Raw genomic sequence first — 17,849 nt, 5'->3', positions numbered from 1 at the left:
CGCGGTTGTGCCCTGTTTTCAGGCCTGGCACGGCACTTGCTGTAAGGCTGACATGGACACCAATATCAGCCCCCTCACCCACGCGCGCCGCCGCCGCACGCGCTTGATCATCACAGCCGCCGTCCTGGCAGCCATTGCCAGCAGCGCCTGGGCGCTCAATCATGTACTGCGCCCAAGTATCAAGGCAGCTGACGTCCGGATCAGCACCGTGCGCCAGGGCGGGATTGCGAACGCAATCAATGCGGCGGGCGTTGTGATTCCGATGCACGAAGAAATGGTATCGAGCCCGATCCAGAGCCGTGTTGCAAAGGTGCACGCCAAGCCAGGTCAGCGCGTTGCTGCCGGCGAAGTCCTGCTTGAACTCGATGGCCACACTATTCAACTGGCGCTGGACAGCTTGCGCGAGCAGCTGGCACAGCAGGAAAACCGGATCGCGGGCCTGACGCTGGAGCTGGATCAAAAGCGCAAGCAAATTGCCAGCAGCATCGAGCTGCTGGAACTGGACCTACAAAGCGCGCGCGTGAAGAAGGAACGCTACACCACCCTGCGCAAGGCAGGCGGTGTCTCCGGCGAAGACATGCTGACCGCCGAACTGAACGTGAGCCGGGTTGAAATCCAGCTGCGTCAGCAAAAAGAATTGATCGAAGACTCGCGGCGCAGCACCAACACCAGCATCGAAGGTGCGCGGCTGCAGAAAAGCATTTTGCAAAAGCAGATCGAACAGCAGCAGAACGTGCTGGCACGCACCCGCGTCAGCGCCCCATTTGCCGGCACCGTGACCATGTTGCTGGAAGACGAAGGCGCCAGCGTGCAGATGGGGCAGCTGGTGGCGCGCGTGTCGGAGCCGGACAATTACAAGGTTGAAGCTACGCTGTCGGACTTTCATGCGCGCGCGCTCAGCCCGGGTCAGGCCGTGCGCGTGGAGCAGGATAAAGATGTGCTCAGCGGGCGCGTGCAAACCATTCTGCCTGAAATCCAGAACGGCACCGTCAAGCTACTGGTGTCGCTGGACCAGCCGCACCACCCCAACCTGCGCAACAAAATGCGGGTGGACGTGAGCATCATTACCGGCGAAAAGCCGCGCGCGCTGATCGCCGATACCGGCCCCGGCATCAACGGCAAGGGCCGCCAGGCAGTCTGGGTGGTACGCGATGGCGTCGCCCGCAAGACAGAACTGGAGATCGGCGCCGGCGACGGCAAGGTGGTTGAAATCGTCAGCGGCGCCAGCCTGGGGGCGCAGCTGATCGTCTCCGACAGCAAGAGCTTCAAAGAACACGACACTATTCGCATTAGCAATTAACGCCAACCTGAGAGACACACCGTGATCAAACTCGAAAAAGTCAGCAAGACCTATCAGACCGACAAAGTTGAAACCCTGGCCGTGAAGGACATCGACCTGCACGTGAGAAAAGGCGAATTCGTTTGCATGATGGGCCCCAGTGGCTGCGGCAAAAGTACCCTGCTCAACCTGATCGGCCTGCTGGACCGGCCCGGCAGCGGCACCGTCCATGTCGACGGCATTCCCGTCAAGGCCTACAAGGACAAGCAGGTCGCGCAGATGCGCAACAGCACCTTCGGCTTCATCTTCCAGAGCTTTCACCTGATTAATGACTTGCGCGTGATCGACAATGTGGAGCTGCCGCTCTTGTACCGCAGCATGAACGGCAGCGAACGGCGTGCGCTGGCGCGGGCGGCGCTGGAAAAGGTGGGCCTGGGCGCGCGCATGGAACACTATCCGAATCAATTGTCCGGCGGTCAGCAGCAGCGTGTGGCCATTGCCCGTGCCATCGTCGGCCGCCCGCAAGTGTTGCTGGCCGACGAACCGACGGGCAACCTGGACAGCAAAATGGGCGCCGAAATCATGGAGATCCTGAAAAAACTCAACGAGGAAGGCACCACCATCGTCATGGTGACCCACGATGAGCAGGAAGCGCGGCAGGTCGGGCGCATTGTGCGCGTGTTCGATGGCCAGCTGGTCGCCTAGGAGAGGTCATGTTCAGAAACTATCTGCTCACCGCATGGAAGGTCTTCATGCGCCGCAAACTGTTCACGGCCATTAATCTGCTGTGCATCGTGCTTACGCTGGTCGTGCTGATGGTCGTCACGGCGCTGGTGCAGAACGCCTTTTATCCGACCGGGGTGGAAGGCAAGAGCGAGCGCTTCCTGCAAGTGATGGTGATGCGTACCGAATCGGACGATGCCAGCTCAATCAGCACCAGTCCCCTTGGCTACAAGGTGGTCGAAAAATACCTCAAGCCCATGAAATCGGTGGAACTGGTGGGTGTTACCAGCGGCCCCAGCACCGTGTCGGTCTATCAGGAGGGCCGCGTAACCGAGCTCGAAATGCGGCGTACGGACGCCAACTACTGGAAAATTCTCGACTTCACTGTGCTGGAAGGACGCCTGCCCAATGCCGAGGACGATGCCCAGGGCCGCTTTGTGGCGGTCATCAACCGCGCATCCGCCCTGAAGCTGTTCGGCCAGGTGGCGGCGGTGGGCAAGAGCGTCAGAGTCAGCGGACAGCAATTTTCCATCATCGGCGTGGTGGAAAACGAAATGCAAATTAACGCGTATGCGGATTTGTGGGCGCCAATCAGCACCTACCCGTCCTCATCGTACAGGCAGGAATACTTTGGCGACTTCATTGCCTTGCTGCTGGCGCGTTCCTCTGCGGACCTGCCGATGGTCCGCAAGGATGTGGAGGCAATTGCCAGCGGCGCCGACTTCGGCGACAAGAAGCAATACAGCAAAATCAATTTCTGGGCGGATAGCAAGATCGATGCCCTTGCGCGCCAGACCATCGGCCACGGTGACAGGGCCGATTCCGGCGCTGGCACCATGATCGCCGTGCTGCTATGCCTGATGTTTCTGTTCATGCTGTTGCCGGCCCTGAATCTGGTCAACTTGAACAGCGGCCGGATCCTGGAACGCAGTTCCGAAATCGGCGTGCGCAAGGCGTTCGGTGCGACCAGCGCCCATCTAGTCGGTCAGTTGCTGGTTGAGAACGTGCTGCTATGCTTGGCCGGCGGCCTGATCAGCATGGCAGGCGCCGCCCTGGTGCTGCAAGCACTGGAATCGTCCGACCTGATTCCTTACCTTAAGGTGCACCTGAATTTTGCCATCCTCGGCTATGGCTTGCTGATGACACTGTTCTTCGGTCTGCTGTCGGGCGTGTTACCCGCCTGGAAAATGTCGCGCCTTGATCCGATTCACGCCCTGAAGGGAGCTGTCTGATGTTCCGCCATTTGTTTTTGCTGATCTGGAAGCGCAAGAGCCGCAACCTGATGCTCAGCCTTGAAATCCTGCTTGCGTTTATCGTGGTGTTTGCCATTGCCGGGTTTGCCGTACGCAGCAACGAGCTGTACCACCTGCCAACGGGCTTCGCCATCGACGATGTCTGGTCTGTGCGTATTGGCAATTTACCGCAAGAGGGCAAGAACCTCACGCCCGAGGTGTACGAGCAGTTTAAACGCGGGCTTGCCGCCGTTCCCGGTGTCGACAAAGTGGCTTTTGCCAGCACCACGCCATACCTGTCGCGCACCTGGAGCAGTAATTTCAGCGATCCCGTCAGCAAACGCGAAATCCTCGCCCAAGTGATTGAAATGGATGACGATGCCTTGCCGCTGATGGGCGTGACGCCGATTCAGGGGCGCTTGTTCGAGCGGGCCGACGACGGCGCAGCCGCCGTGCCAGTCGTGATCAACGAGCGTACGGCACGTGACATTTTCGGTACCGCCCCTGCCCTGGGCAAAATCGTGGACCATCATATGGGGGTGGGCATAGCCAACCAGCCGATGCGCATTGTGGGCATCATTGACGACTACCGCAGCAAGGGGGAGTTTGCGGCGCCGGTGAACATGATCATCACCCGCAGTGTGCCCAGCACGGAAGATGGTGGCATGCAATCGTTGCTGATCAAAGTGCGCCCGGGTACCACGCGCGCCTTTGAAGAAACCTTGTCGCGCCAGCTGAAGCTGCTCAACAATACCTGGAGCTACGAAATCGCCCCCTTATCGGTGCGCCGGGCCGACGCCATGAAAAACCAGATCACACCGCTGATCGTGCTGTCCGTGATCGCGCTGTTCCTGCTGCTGATGGTTGCCTTTGGTCTGTTTGGCGTGTTGTGGCAAAACACTACAATGCGCATTCCGGAACTGGGCTTGCGGCGTGCGGTTGGCGCCAGCGCGGCCAACATCTATCGTCAGATCATCGCCGAGCAAGCCTTGCTGAGCACGGGCGCCATGTTGATTGGGCTACTGCTGCTGGTACAGATACCGCTGACGGGTGTACTGGGCGAACACTTGAACTGGCGGGTCTTTATCACGGCTGCGGCACTGTCAATGGCCTTGATCTATCTGCTATCCTTGCTCTGCTCGGTGTACCCGGGTTGGCGCGCAAGCCGCCTGAGCCCGACCGAAGCGCTGCATTACGAATAGCAAAGAGACGATGGAATCACAGAAGCAACGCATTTTGATCGTCGATGACGATAGCGCCGTCCAGGTCTCGCTGGCCCTCCTGCTCAAGCAAGCGGGCTACGAGGCGCTCAGCTGCGACGGCCCGGCCGCCGCACTGGCCCTGCTGACAACCGAGCATATCGATCTGGTACTGCAGGACATGAATTTCTCGCTGCAAACCAGTGGCGAGGAAGGTATGGCGCTGCTGGCAAACATCAAGGACGCCCACCCCGAGCTGCCCGTGCTACTGATGACCGCATGGGGATCGATTGCCCTGGCGGTGCGCGGGGTCAAGGCCGGGGCCGCCAATTTCTTCACCAAGCCTTGGGACAATGCCCAGCTGGCCGGCTTGATCGCCAGCACGCTGGAACTGTCCGCATCATTGACGCCGCAACGCCTGAACCGGCAGGCGCTCGACCGCCAGTTCGATTTTGGCGCCATTGTGGGCGAGCACCCGAAGTTGCTGCGCGTACTGGCCACCATTGGCCAGGTGGCGCGCACCAAGGCACCCGTTCTGATCCTGGGCGAAAGCGGCACCGGCAAGGAACTGATTGCCGATGCCATTCACCAGAACAGCCCGCGCGCCGCACGCCTGCCAGTCAAGATCAATATGGGTGCCATCACGCCCTCCCTGTTCGAGAGCGAAATGTTTGGCCATGTGCGCGGTGCCTTTACTGACGCCAAGTCAGACCGGAAGGGGCATATCGCCAGCGCCCACGAAAGCACCCTCTTCCTCGATGAAATCGGTGAACTCAATCGGGCTGACCAAGTCAAACTGCTGCGCGTGCTACAAGACCAAAGCTATTTGCCCGTGGGCGCCAGCCGCAGCGAGCAGGCAGACATTCGCGTCGTGTCAGCCACCAACCAGGAGTTGGCCGAACTGGTCGCCTCGGGCGACTTCCGCGAAGACTTGTTTTACCGCCTGAACCTGATCACGATCCGGCTGCCGCCCTTGCGCGAGCGCCGCAGCGATATCGCGCTGCTTGCCAACCACATCATCACCGGAGTGGCGTCCCATTACGGGCTTGCCCCGGTCACGCTCACGCCGCAGGCGCTGGAATGGCTCAGTGCCCAGCCCTGGCCGGGCAACATCCGCCAGCTCAAGCAAACGCTGGAGCGGACCGTGCTGCTGGCCGGTAAATCGGTGCTGAGCCAGGCCGACTTTGTCGGAGCGGAACAGCATGACGACAATGGCGGCCAGGCCCGCCTAGGCGTGGACGGCATGACGCTCGAACAAGTTGAGCGGCGCATGATCGAACAAGCGCTGGACCAGCATCGCGGCAATATTTCGCGCGTTGCCCAGGCGCTGGGCCTGTCGCGCACTGCACTGTACCGGCGGCTGGAGCGGCATGGCCTCGGTGGCGGGTCCGAGGAATGACGCTGCGCTGGCGCCTTGGCGCCTATCTGGTGGCGCTGCACCTGGCCTTGTTTGGTGTGACGATTTATCTGTTTCGCCAAAACTTTGCACTGTTCCTCGGCATCGAACTGGCCTTGCTGGCGAGCCTGGCGTGCGGTATCTTTCTTGTGCGCGGCGCGCTGCGGCCGCTGGAATATACGGCGCGCTTTCGCGACTTGCTGGAAGACGAGGACTATGCGGCGCGTCTGGTCGATTCCAAGTTGCCTGAACTGGACGAACTGGTTCGTCTGTTCAATACCATGCTCTCGACGCTGTACCAGGAACGTCTGGCCCTGGGCGAGCAGCGCGGCTTTTTGGACAGCTTGCTGGAAGCCACGCCCAGCGCTGTGGTCGTGTTCGACTACGACGGCCACATCAGCCTGATGAATGCCAGCGCCCATGCGCTGCTGGGCCTGGTGGATGCCAGGGGCAAACCACTCAGCCATTGGGGCAATGCCGGTCTGCTGCCCCAGCTAAACGCGTTGCCGCTGGGCGAAAGCAGACTGCTGACCGACGGCGAAGGCCGCCGCTACCGGGCCCAGCGTGGGCAATTCCATGACCGCGGCTTTGCTCGCCACTTCCTGCTGGTGGACGAACTGACGGCGGAACTGGAAAGCTCCGAGCGCGCCACCTACGACAAGCTGATCCGCGTGCTGGCGCATGAAGTCAACAATACCGTGGCGGCAACCGGCTCGGTGCTGGACTCGCTGCTGTTTTACCAATCCCAGCTTACCGAACGCGACGGTGCCGACTTCAGCACGGCCATTGTGGCAGTCAAGCGGCGCAACATCAGCCTGGGTGAATTTATCGAACGATTCACGCGCGTGATCAAGATGCCGCAGCCGGAATTGCGGCCCGCATCGGTGGCCGCGATGATGGACGACATCCTCTGGCTCAACCGCGAGCAATGCAAGCGCCTTGGCATTGAGATTGCCTGGCAACAGCGCGACGAGGTGCCCCTGCAGCGCTTTGACAGCCACTTGATGGAGCAAGCCTTGCTCAACATCGTGAAGAACGCGGTCGAGGCGGTGGAAGCGAGCCAGGCCGAGGGTGCCGCAGGCGGGTACATTCACTTTTCGCTGGCCCGGCAAGGCGACCAGGTCCGGCTGGCAATCACCGACTCCGGCAACCGCCTGGGCGAACTACCGGCGCGCCAGTTGTTCACCCCTTTTGTCAGCACAAAAAAGGGCGGCCAGGGCATCGGCCTGATGTTCGTGCGCGAGGTGTTGATGCGGCATGCATTTCCTTACCGCCTGGCTGCGACGGGCGCGGGCGAAACACAATTCGAAATCTTTTTCACGGGGACAAAACGAGTGTAGACTCTTCGCAAGTTGCATGGAGGAACTCGAATGGCACGCTTCAAGGCCCTGTTATCCCGCTTCGCAGGCGGACATGTTCTGGTCGCCAGTCTGGCTCTGGCGCCGTTGGCACCGGCGCAGGCCGCCGACAAGCTGACGCTGTGCTTCGAAAACCGTGAAGTGCTGCCCTGGCGCAGTCTGGACTTGCACGGCCTGAACTTCGACCTTCTCAAGCGGGTGGAAACGAGCGTGGGCCTGAAGTTTCGCTATGTGCCCCTGCCATGGAAACGTTGCCTGGCCAAGTTGCAGGCAAACGAGGTGGACGGCGCCTTCAGCGTCAGTTTCAGTCCGGACCGGCTGGCCTTCGGCGTCTTTCCGGGAGTCGGGCAGCCCGATCCGCAACAGCGCATGCACATGGCGCGCTATTACCTGATGCGCAAAAAAGGCAGCAACATCGACTGGGACGGCACGCGCTTTGACCATGTCGATGGCAAGATCGGCTTTCAGCTCGGCTACTCGGTGGGTGACATGCTGCGTGCGCAACAGGTCCCGGTTGACGAGAGCAAGGACAGCAGCGACAGCGTGGCGCGCAAGCTCATTACCGGCCGCCTGGCAGGCGCGGCGGTGTTCGACAGTGAAGCAGCGGGCATGATGGCCGGCCCGTTTGCCGCTGAGCTGGAGATGCTGCCCAAGCCCTTGCTGGAAAAGCCCTACTTCCTCATTCTTTCCCAACGGCTCGTGCGAGCGAACCCGGCTCTGGCACAGCGCATCGGCAAGGCCGTGGAAGAAGCACGCAACAGCCGCGACTACGGCAAGCTGGTGCAGCAGGCCGGCGCCGAGAACGCGCGCTGATCAGCCCTTGGCCGCGGCGCGCGACTTGCGCTTTTTCGGCGCCAGCATGGTGCCGGTGCAGGAAGGCGCGCCGCAGCGGCATTCAAACAGTTTTTTAACGGCTGGCGTGTGGCGCTCTTCGTAAATGAGGGCGTAGTTGTAATTGAGCTCTTCGCCCGCCTCGATATCTTGCAGCGCATAGATGAAAACGCGGCCCTCTTCCTCGTAGGCTTCGCAGTTCGGCTCGCAGGCGTGGTTGATGAAGCGGGCGTCGTTGCCGCCGCTGCCACCGTCGATCACATTGCCGTCGGCCAGAGAAAAGAAGAAGGTGTGGTTGACCGGACCGCCGCCCTGCTCCGCCCGAATGGCGGACTCGTCGGACGTGATGTGTTCGCCCAGGTATTCGGTGATGCAGTCACCTGCATTGATATGCCGGTTGGCAAACACGCCGTTGCCGTGGATGGCGGACCGGCGCACCTCGAAAGGGACCGGATCGAGGGGGACGGAAGCGGGGGTCGGGGATTTTTTGGTCATGGTGACGCTATTTTACTGAAGCTTGCCATCCTCCGCCTAACGATTGAATCAAAGCGACCGCGGTGGTCTGCCGGTCCGCCTGCAACTGCACCAGCGCGCGCCGTGCCGACAGCGCCGTGGCCTGGGCCTGCACCACTTCGGTGTAACTGACCTGCCCCGCCTTGTAGCGGTTGAGCATTTGCGCTTCCGCCTGGTCTGCGGCCAATGACGCTTGCTGGCGCAAGGCTTGCTGCTGCGCCAGCGTGCGTGTTGCGCTCAGCTGGTTTTCGACATCGCCGAAGGCCGTCAGTACAGTCTGACGGTAGCGCGCCACGGCGGCCTGGTGCTGGGCCTCGGCTCCCGCGACGTTAGCGCGGGTGGCGCCGGCATTGAACAGCGACTGCGCCACGCTGGTGCCCAGCGACCACAGCAAGTTGGAGGCGCTGAACAAGTCGCTCACGCGTCTGCCGCCCGTCCCCACCGAACCGGACAGACCGATGTTGGGATAATAGGCTGAGCGCGCAATACCGATTTGCGCATTGGCCGCTGCCACGCGCCGCTCCGCGGAAGCGATATCGGGCCGGCGCTGCAGCAATACCGACGGTACACCGACAGGAATGTCGGGCACATCGGCCCGCCATTGAGCGGGGGCCAGCGCAAAATCGGCTGGCGCCTTGCCGATCAAGACGGCAATGGCATGCTCAAGCTGGGCGCGCTGGCGCACCAGGCTCAGCTCGTCGACCCGGGCGTTGGCCAGCTGGGTTTCAGCTTGCAGCACATCAGACTTGCCCGCAATGCCGGCGTCAAAACGGTTGCGGGTAATTTGCTGCACCCGCTCGTAACCCTCGATGGTGGTGGCCAGCAAGGCGCGGGCGGCATCTGCCTCGCGCAGCGAGAAGTAATTGACGGCCAGCTCGCCCTGGGCGGACAGGCGCGCCGCCGCCAGATCGGCCTGGCTGGCCGCAGCACTGGCCCCCGCACTACTGACGCCTGCGCGCAGGCGGCCCCAGATATCCGGTTCCCAGCTGGCGCCGATATTGGCGCGATAACTGGTTTCGGCATCGGCATTGCGCCCGCCGGAGCGCTCCCCGCTGGCATTCAATCCCACGCTGGGGAACAGCGAGGCGCGCTGCTCCTGCACCAGGGCGCGCGCCTGAGCGTAGGAGGCGACGGCGGCAGCCACGTTCTGGTTCGATACCTCGACTTGCTCGACCAGTTGATTGAGCAAGGGATCGTTAAACAAGGTCCACCACGGGCCGTGTTCGAGTGTATCGGCGGGGGCCGCAGCGACCCACCCAGCGGCCTCTTTGAAGGCGACAGGTTCGGGTGTGGCCGGTACCTGGTAGGTGGGACCAACGGCGCAGCCCGAAACGACGAGGGCAGCCAGCAATGGGGTCAGTGTCAGAATACGCATGTCAGCTTTCGGGTTAACTGGGTGATACCGCATGGTCGCTGTGGTGACCAAGTTCGCGTTCGGCCGGTCCGCGGCGGCGCAGCTTGTCCATCACCACATACACCACCGGCGTGGTCAGAAGGGTGAGCAGCTGGCTGGCGATCAGGCCACCAATGATGGCCACGCCCAGCGGGCGGCGCAGCTCGGAGCCTTCGCCAAAGCCGATCGCCAGCGGCAAGGCACCCAGCGCGGCGGCCAGGGTGGTCATCAGGATCGGCCGGAAGCGCAGCAGGCAAGCCTCGCGCACTGCTTCCAGCGCGGTCAGGCCGCGCGTGCGTTCAGCTTCAAGTGCAAAGTCGATGATCAGAATTGCGTTTTTCTTGACGATCCCGATTAGCAGGAAGACCCCGATCAAGGCAATGATCGAGAAGTCCATCTTAAACAGCAGCAGCGCCAGCACCGCACCCACTCCTGCCGAAGGCAAGGTCGACAACACCGTAATCGGATGCACCAGGCTTTCATACAGCACGCCAAGCACAATGTAGATGACCACGATGGCAGCGAGAATGAGCAGCGGCTGCTCCTTGTTCGACTCTTCCGCCGCACGCGCCGTGCCCTGGAAGCTGCCGCGCACATTGGTGGGCATCGCGATATCGGCTTCGGCCTGTTTGACAGCAGCCTTGCCGTCGGCCAGGTTGCTGCCTTCGGCCAGGTTGAACGAAATCGTCGTCGCCAGCTCGCCATCCTGGTGATTGACCGAGGTTGGCGTCGCGCTTTCGGCAAAGCGGGCAATCGCCGACAGCGGCACCATGGTGGTGGCCGTGCCGGACAGGGCCTGGCCGCTGGACGGATCGCGCGCGGCCGTCAGATTGGCCGGCGCGGCCTGGGTGGTGGCCCTAGACGGCACGTACACGTCCGACAGCGCCTGCGGCGTTTGCGAGTAGCGCTTGGCCACGCCCATGATGATGCTGTACTGATTGAGCTCATCGTAGATGGTGGCCACCTGGCGCTGGCCGAAGGCGTTGTACAAGGCATTGTCAACGTCGCGCGGGTTGATGCCCAGCCTGGCCGCACTGTCTTTGTCAATCTGGACGAACATCTCGACCCCGTTTTCAGCCTGATCGGTGTCCACATCAACCAGCGGTGCCTGGCGCTTCATGGCGTCAGCCAGCTTGCCGGCCCACAGTTTGAGGTCTTCGCGCTTGTCGCTTTTCAGGGTGTACTGATAGGTGGAATTGGACTGGCGTCCGCCCATACGCAAGTCCTGCACCGGGTTCAGGAACATGGACACGCCCGTCACCTGGGCCAGTTGCGGGCGCAGACGGGCAATCACCGCCTGCCCGCCCACGTCGCGGTCCGCTACCGGTTTCAGATTGATGAACATGAAACCGCCACCGGCGCGCGAACCGCCGGTAAAGCCCACCACCGTGGCCACGGCGGGATCGGCGCGGATGATGTCGACCAGTTGCTTGAGCTTTTCCTGCATGGCCTGGAACGAGATGCTCTGGTCGGCGCGGATGCCGCCATTGATCTGGCCCGTATCCTGCTGCGGGAAGAAGCCCTTGGGCGCGGCGGCAAACAGGTACACATTCAGGCCGATCACAAAGAAGAAAATCACCATGACCAGGGCCACACTGCCCAGCGCCCAGTCCAGCGAATGTTCATAGGTTTTGTGGATCCAGTCAAAGCCCCGCTCGGCCCAGCGCGACAGGCGGCCCGGTGCGCGCTCGGGCGTGGTGCCGGGTTTCAGCAGCCAGGCGCACATCATGGGCGTGGTGGTCAGCGAAATGACCAGCGAGATCATGACCGCCGCCGACAGCGTGACCGCAAATTCGCGGAACAGGCGGCCCACCTGGCCGCCCATGAACAGCAGCGGGATGAACACTGCCACCAGCGACAGACTGATCGACAGCACCGTAAAGCCCACTTCGCGCGCGCCCAGCAGGGCGGCCTGCATGCGGTCCATTCCCTGCTCGATGTGGCGGGCGGTGTTTTCGAGTACCACGATGGCGTCGTCCACCACAAAGCCGGTGGCCACCGTGAGCGCCATGAGCGACAGGTTGTTCAGGCTAAAGCCCAGCATGTACATGACGCCGAAGGTCCCCAGCAGCGACACCACCGTGGCCACGGTGGGAATGATGGTCGCGCGCACACTGCGCAGGAACACGCTGACCACCAGCACCACCAGCAGGATCGAGATCATCAGCGTGAACTCGATTTCGTGCAGCGAAGAGCGGATTGAATTGGTGCTGTCGGAAGCCACTTCCAGCTTGATATCCTTGGGCAGTTGCGCCTGCAGTGAAGGAATCAGCGCGCGCACGCCGTCCACCGTTTCGATCACGTTGGCACCGGGCTGGCGCGTGACCAGTACCACAATCGCGGGGGCGCCGTTGAACAAGCCCAGGGTATTGATGTTTTCGACGCCGTCAATCACTTCGGCCACGTCGTCCAGGCGCACGCCGGCGCCGTTGCGCCAGGCGACAATCAGCCCGCGATAATCAGCTGCGCTGCGCCCGGCGCTGGTGCCTGCCGCCTGCGAGTAAATTTGCAGACGCATCCCATTGCCTTCGATCGCACCCTTGGGACGGTTGGCGTTGGTGGCCTGAATCGCCGCGCGTACATCTTCGGTCGACACGCCATAGCGGTTCAGCGCATATGGCAGCAGCTCGATCCGGACCGCGGGGAGCGAGCCGCCGCCAATTTCCACGTCGCCCACGCCCTTGACCTGGGCCAGCTTCTGCTGCACCAGGTTGGACACCGATTCGTAAATCTGGCCGGGCGACTTGGTGGGCGACGTCAGCGCCAGAATGATGATAGGCGCGTCCGAAGGATTGGCCTTGCGGTAGGTCGGATTGCTCTTGAGCGTGGCCGGCAAGTCGCTGCGGGCGGCGCTGATGGCGGCCTGCACTTCGCGTGCGGCCGAGTCGATCTTGCGGTTCAAATCGAACTGCAGGCTGACCCGGGTCGAGCCGCTGCCGCTATTCGAGGTCATTTCATTGACACCCGAAATGACGCCCAGGCGCCGCTCCAGCGGCGTGGCCACGCTGGTGGCCATGGTGTCCGGGCTGGCGCCAGGCAGCGAGGCGCTTACCGAGATGGTCGGAAAATCCACCTGCGGCAGGGGCGATACCGGCAGCACGAAAAAGGCACCAATGCCAGCGAGGGCAATGCCCAAGGTCAGCAGCACGGTGGCGATCGGGCGCCGGACAAAGGGTTCGGACAGATTCACTTGGCCACCCCGAGCGGCGCGTCATCGCTGCGTCGGCCCCAGCGCCGCGCCAGCCGGTCAAAGCCCAGATAGATCACGGGTGTTGTGAACAAGGTCAGCAACTGGCTGACGATCAAGCCGCCAAAAATCGCCAGGCCGAGCGGACGGCGCAACTCGGCGCCTTCGCCAAAGCCGAGCATCAGCGGCACGGCGGCAAACAAGGCGGCCAGCGTCGTCATTAGAATCGGACGGAAACGCAGCAACGCTGCTTGCTGAATGGCTTCGCGCGGGCCCATGCCCTGCTCGCGCTCCGCTTCGATGGCAAAGTCGATCATCATGATCGCGTTCTTCTTGACGATGCCGATCAGGAGAATGATGCCAATGATGCCGATTACACCCAGATCCTGGCCGCTGATCATCAGCGCCAGCAAGGCCCCTACCCCGGCCGAAGGCAGCGTCGACAGAATCGTGAGCGGATGAATGTAGCTCTCGTACAGCACGCCAAGCACGATGTACACGCACACCACCGCGGCCAGAATCAGCCACAGCTGATTTGACAGCGAATTTTCGTAGGCGCCGGCTGCGCCCAGGAAGCTCATGCTGACGGACGCGGGCATGCCAATGGCTTTGGCGGCAGCGCGAATGGCGTCCACCGACTGGCCCAGGGCAACACCGGGCGCAGTGTCAAAGCCGATGGTGGTGGCCGGATACTGCGCCACGTGCGTAATTTGCAGCGGCGCGTCCTGCTCCACCACCTGAGCCACGGCGGCTAGCGGCGTGGTTTTGCCGGAACCGGTTTTCAGGGGCAGCTGGCCCAGCGCAGCCACCGACATGGCCTCGTCGCGCTGCGCTTCCAGAATCACGCGGTACTGGTTGGTTTCGGTGAAAATGGTCGAGACAATGCGCTGGCCATAAGCGCTGTAGAGCGCATCGTCAATCGACGCCGCCGTGACGGACAGGCGCGAGGCGCTGTCGCGGTCGATGCTGACCATGGCTGCCGCGCCCACGGCACCAGCATCGGTGACCACGTTGCGCACCTGCTTTTCCGATTGCAGCTGCTTGACCAGCTTGAGCGCCCATTCGGTGACGGTGGCGTTGTCGGCCCCTTCGATTGACACGCGGTACTGGGTTGGCCCGGACTCCGCATCAATGGTGAGATCCTGGGTTGGCTGCAGGTAGAGCGTGACGCCGGCAATATCGGCCACGCGGCGGCGCAACCGGTTCATGGTGTCTTCCTGGCTGCCGGAACGCTTTTCCTTCAGGTTGATCAGCATGCGGCCTGTGTGCAGCATCATGTTGTTGGCCGCGTCCACGCCCACGTTGGAGCTGAGGGAGGCGACATCCGGATCGGCCAGGATGGCGCGTGCAGCCTGCTGCTGCAGTTCGGCCATGCGATCGTAGGAAATCGCCTGCCGCATTTCCACCCGCGCCTGCAGCTGGCCCGTATCCTGGGTCGGGAACAAGCCTTTGGGAATCCACACATACAGCAGCGCGGTCAGGATCAGGGTTGCCAGCGCGACCAGCAGCGTCAAGCCCTGGCGCGCCAGCACCCAGTCCAGCGCATGGTCGTAGTGGCCGATCACCCGGTCGAAGAAGGCCTGGGTGCGCTGTGCCAGTGCGCCAGGGTGCTCGTCTTCGTGGCTGCGCAGCCAGCGTGCCGACATCATCGGCACGAGCGTAAGCGAGACCACCGCGGAAATCAGGATCGTGATCGAAAGCGTGATCGCAAACTCGCGGAACAGGCGCCCCACCACGTCGCCCATGAACAGCAGCGGAATCAGCACCGCAATCAGCGAGACCGTGAGCGAGATGATGGTAAAGCCGATCTGGCTAGCGCCCTTGAGCGCAGCGTCCATGGGCTTCTCGCCCTTTTCGATGTAGCGCGCGATGTTTTCGATCATGACGATCGCATCGTCGACCACGAAGCCGGTTGCAATCGTCAGCGCCATCAGGCTCAGGTTATTCAAGCTGTAGCCCAGCAGGTACATGGCGCCACAGGTACCGATCAGGGAGATGGGCACGGCCAGGCTGGCAATCACGGTAGCGCGAATGCTGTGCAGGAAAGCGAAAATCACCAGCACCACCAGCGCCACCGCCAGCAGCAACTCGATCTCCACGTGCATGACAGAGGCGCGAATGCCGGTGGTACGGTCGGACAGCACATCGAGCTTGACCGAGGCCGGCAAGCCTTCGGCCAGTTCGGGCAGCTGCTTCTTGATGGCGTCGACTGTGGCGATCACGTTGGCGCCGGGCTGGCGCTGCACGTTCAGGATGATGGCGGGCTTCATATTGGCCCAGGCGCCCAGCTTGACGTTTTCCGCGCTGTCGACCACTTTGGCCACGTCCTTCAGGCGCACGGCCGCGTCGTTGCGGTAAGCGACGATCAGGTTTTCGTATTCGGGCACCGTCATCAGCTGGTCGTTGGCATTGATGGCGTAGGAACGCGCGGGGCCGTCAAAGTTACCCTTGGCGCTGTTGGCATTGGCGCCGGAAATGGCAGTGCGCAGGGTGTCCAGTCCCAGACCGTAGGAAGCCAGCGCACCGGTATCTGCCTGAATGCGCACCGCTGGCCGCTGCCCGCCACTGAGGGTCACCAGCCCCACGCCCGATACCTGGCTGATTTTGAGCGCCAGGCGTGTGTTGACCAGATTTTGTACTTCGGTCAGCGGTAGCGTATCCGAGGTAATGGCCAGCGTCAGCACCGGGGCGTCAGCCGGGTTGACCTTGGCGTACACCGGCGGGGCCGGCAAATCGGTTGGCAGCAGCGAGCCGCCCGCGTTGATGGCCGCCTGCACTTCCTGTTCGGCCACGTCCAGCGTCTGGCCCAGGCCGAACTGCAAGGTGACGATGGACACGCCAGCCGCACTGGTTGAACTCATGCGGTTCAAGCCCGCCATCTGGCCGAAGCGCCGCTCCAACGGAGCCGTCACAGTGCGCGCCATGACTTCCGGACTGGCGCCCGGATACAAGGTCTGCACCTGAATGGTTGGGAAATCGACCTGCGGCAGCGCTGACAGCGGCAGGAACTTGAACCCGACCAGACCCGCCAGCACAATCGCCAGCATCAGCAGCGCCGTGGCAACCGGGCGCCGGATGAAGGGGGTGGACGGACTCATTGCTGCTCCGCGCCTTCACGCTGGCGGCGCGGGCGCTCGCCGCCAGTGCCGTCGCCGCGGCGGCGCCGTTCACCGTCTGCTGCCGGGGCTGCAGGGGCAGCCGCACCGGGCGCCGCTGGCGCTGCGTCGGCTGCGGGAGCCCCACCTGCGGCAGGTGGCGTACCTTCGGCTGGCGTGCCCCGCCCTGCCCCATTGCGCCCGCCGCGACGGCCACCGCCGCCCGCGGCCGGCTTGTCGCCCGGCAGCGTGACCTTGGCGCCATCCTTGAGGCGGTCCGCTCCTTCTGTAATAACTTGTTCGCCCGCTTTCAGTCCAGTCTTGATCTGCACCTTGTCGACCGTGGCCTGGCCGCGCGTAACCGGGCGCACCGCCACCGTACGGTCAGCCGCGTTGAGCACATACACAAAGTCGCCCGTGCTGCTGTTGCGCAGGGCCGTCACCGGCACCATGACCGCATCCTTGATGGTGCGCAGCTCCAGGCGCAGATTGACAAACTGGCTGGGGAACAGGCCCTGGTCATCGTTGCCGAAGCGCGCCTTGGCGCGCACGGTGCCGGTCTGGACGTCGACCTGGTTGTCGAGCGCGGCGAACTTACCCGTGGCCAGGGCGTTGGTGCGGGTGCGGTCATACGCCTGGGCCGGCAAGGCAGCGCCGCCACGCAGGCTGGCCTGCAAATCGGGCACGCGGTCTTGCGGCACCGCGAACTCGACATCGATGGGCGAGAGCTGGGTGATGACGGCAATGCCGGCCGCGTCGCCGCTGTTGACCAGGTTGCCCATGTCCACCACGCGCAAGCCGACCCGCCCCGTGATGGGCGCCTTGATCTGGGTGTAGCTCAGATTGAGTTTGGCGATGCCTTCGGCCGCGCGGTCTGTCATGGCCGTGCCTTCAAGCTGCTTGACCAGCGCTGCCTGGGTGTCGACTTCCTGGCGGGCGATGGAATCCTGTTCCAGCAGAGTTTTGAAACGATCCAGCGTGACGCGCGCACTGGCGAGCTGGGCTTCATCGCGCTGGCGCTGGCCAGACGCTTGCAACAGCGCCATCTCAAACGGACGCGGATCGATGGTGGCCAGCACCTGGCCTGCCTTGACCAGCTGGCCTTCGCTGAAATGCACTTTCTGCAAAATGCCCGATACTTGCGGCCGCACCGTGGCGGTGGCTGCCGCCGTTACGGTGCCCAGTGCATCGAGGCTGACGGGAATGTCGGCCACTTCCGCGGTGGCCACGCCCACCGTGGTGGCGCCCCCGCGCCCACCGCGACCGCCGCCTGGACCGCCGCCGCCTGGCCCCCCCTGCATGCCCGGTCCCGCTTCCTTGGGTTGGTGGGTCAGGTACCAGGCCACGCCGCCCAGCGCAACCATCGCCAGTACAGCAATGATGCTGCCAATGATCTTGGTGCGGGGCTTGCGCGGCGGTTTGGAGGTGAGTACGGCGTCCATGCTTGTCCTTGTCTCGATTGCAACGAATATCGGTCTGACTTTAGCATGTGGTCAGGGTTCGATATGTTTCATAGCGCACAGAGACGTTTACATAGGACAGCCTCGGCAGCCGCATTCTGCTGCAGCGCAGCAGCGACACACACGTAAGTACCAATGAAAACGGGCGCATGATGCACATGCGCCCGTCAGGATGGCTTGCTG

At 62.8% G+C, this 17,849-nt stretch carries 12 protein-coding genes; 7 read left to right on the top strand and 5 right to left on the bottom strand.

Annotation, left to right across the window (positions count from 1 at the left end; translation table 11 throughout):
• Positions 1 to 52 precede the first annotated feature (52 nt).
• From BUC24_RS05460 to BUC24_RS05430, 7 genes are read left to right on the top strand one after another with little or no spacing between them, the layout of a single operon-like run.
• The gene (locus BUC24_RS05460; protein ID WP_073213082.1) at positions 53 to 1,300 is read left to right on the top strand and encodes an efflux RND transporter periplasmic adaptor subunit; all 1,248 of its coding nucleotides are present in this window, start codon (positions 53 to 55) and stop codon (positions 1,298 to 1,300) included.
• A 21-nt stretch (positions 1,301 to 1,321) separates the two neighbouring features.
• Positions 1,322 to 1,984, top strand: a complete 663-nt coding sequence (locus tag BUC24_RS05455) for an ABC transporter ATP-binding protein (RefSeq protein WP_073213081.1) — start codon at positions 1,322 to 1,324, stop codon at positions 1,982 to 1,984.
• Between the two features lie 8 nt (positions 1,985 to 1,992).
• Positions 1,993 to 3,234 carry an ABC transporter permease gene (locus BUC24_RS05450; RefSeq protein ID WP_073213080.1) on the top strand — a complete coding sequence of 414 codons (1,242 nt, stop codon included), beginning with the start codon at positions 1,993 to 1,995 and terminating at the stop codon, positions 3,232 to 3,234.
• On the top strand, positions 3,234 to 4,436 hold the full coding sequence (locus tag BUC24_RS05445) for an ABC transporter permease (protein ID WP_073213079.1): 1,203 nt from the start codon (positions 3,234 to 3,236) through the stop codon (positions 4,434 to 4,436). The genes BUC24_RS05450 and BUC24_RS05445 overlap by 1 nt, the downstream gene beginning before the upstream one ends.
• Positions 4,437 to 4,446: 10 nt before the next feature.
• On the top strand, positions 4,447 to 5,832 hold the full coding sequence (locus BUC24_RS05440; RefSeq protein WP_073213078.1) for a sigma-54-dependent transcriptional regulator: 1,386 nt from the start codon (positions 4,447 to 4,449) through the stop codon (positions 5,830 to 5,832).
• Positions 5,829 to 7,169, top strand: a complete 1,341-nt coding sequence (locus tag BUC24_RS05435) for a sensor histidine kinase (RefSeq protein ID WP_073213077.1) — start codon at positions 5,829 to 5,831, stop codon at positions 7,167 to 7,169. The genes BUC24_RS05440 and BUC24_RS05435 overlap by 4 nt, the downstream gene beginning before the upstream one ends.
• Before the next feature lie 30 nt (positions 7,170 to 7,199).
• On the top strand, positions 7,200 to 8,000 hold the full coding sequence (locus tag BUC24_RS05430; protein ID WP_073213076.1) for a substrate-binding periplasmic protein: 801 nt from the start codon (positions 7,200 to 7,202) through the stop codon (positions 7,998 to 8,000).
• Here BUC24_RS05430 and BUC24_RS05425 read toward each other — a convergent pair whose 3' ends face one another.
• The 5 genes from BUC24_RS05425 to BUC24_RS05405 are packed head-to-tail and all read right to left on the bottom strand — an operon-like array spanning position 8,001 to position 17,648.
• The gene (locus BUC24_RS05425) at positions 8,001 to 8,513 is read right to left on the bottom strand and encodes an SET domain-containing protein (protein WP_073213075.1); all 513 of its coding nucleotides are present in this window, start codon (positions 8,511 to 8,513) and stop codon (positions 8,001 to 8,003) included.
• Between the two features lie 7 nt (positions 8,514 to 8,520).
• Complete coding sequence (locus BUC24_RS05420) at positions 8,521 to 9,906, bottom strand: efflux transporter outer membrane subunit (protein WP_073213074.1); 1,386 nt, start codon at positions 9,904 to 9,906, stop codon at positions 8,521 to 8,523.
• A 13-nt stretch (positions 9,907 to 9,919) separates the two neighbouring features.
• Positions 9,920 to 13,114, bottom strand: a complete 3,195-nt coding sequence (locus tag BUC24_RS05415; protein WP_073213073.1) for an efflux RND transporter permease subunit — start codon at positions 13,112 to 13,114, stop codon at positions 9,920 to 9,922.
• On the bottom strand, positions 13,111 to 16,209 hold the full coding sequence (locus BUC24_RS05410) for an efflux RND transporter permease subunit (protein WP_073213072.1): 3,099 nt from the start codon (positions 16,207 to 16,209) through the stop codon (positions 13,111 to 13,113). Before BUC24_RS05410 ends, BUC24_RS05415 begins: the two co-directional genes overlap by 4 nt.
• A complete protein-coding gene (locus BUC24_RS05405) occupies positions 16,206 to 17,648 on the bottom strand; it encodes an efflux RND transporter periplasmic adaptor subunit (RefSeq protein WP_083598719.1) in 1,443 nt (480 codons plus the stop codon). The genes BUC24_RS05410 and BUC24_RS05405 overlap by 4 nt, the downstream gene beginning before the upstream one ends.
• Positions 17,649 to 17,849: the final 201 nt, after the last annotated feature.

Source organism: Massilia sp. CF038, from assembly GCF_900129765.1.
GTDB lineage: Bacteria > Pseudomonadota > Gammaproteobacteria > Burkholderiales > Burkholderiaceae_D > Telluria_A.
This window is presented reverse-complemented; position numbering and strand designations above follow the sequence as displayed.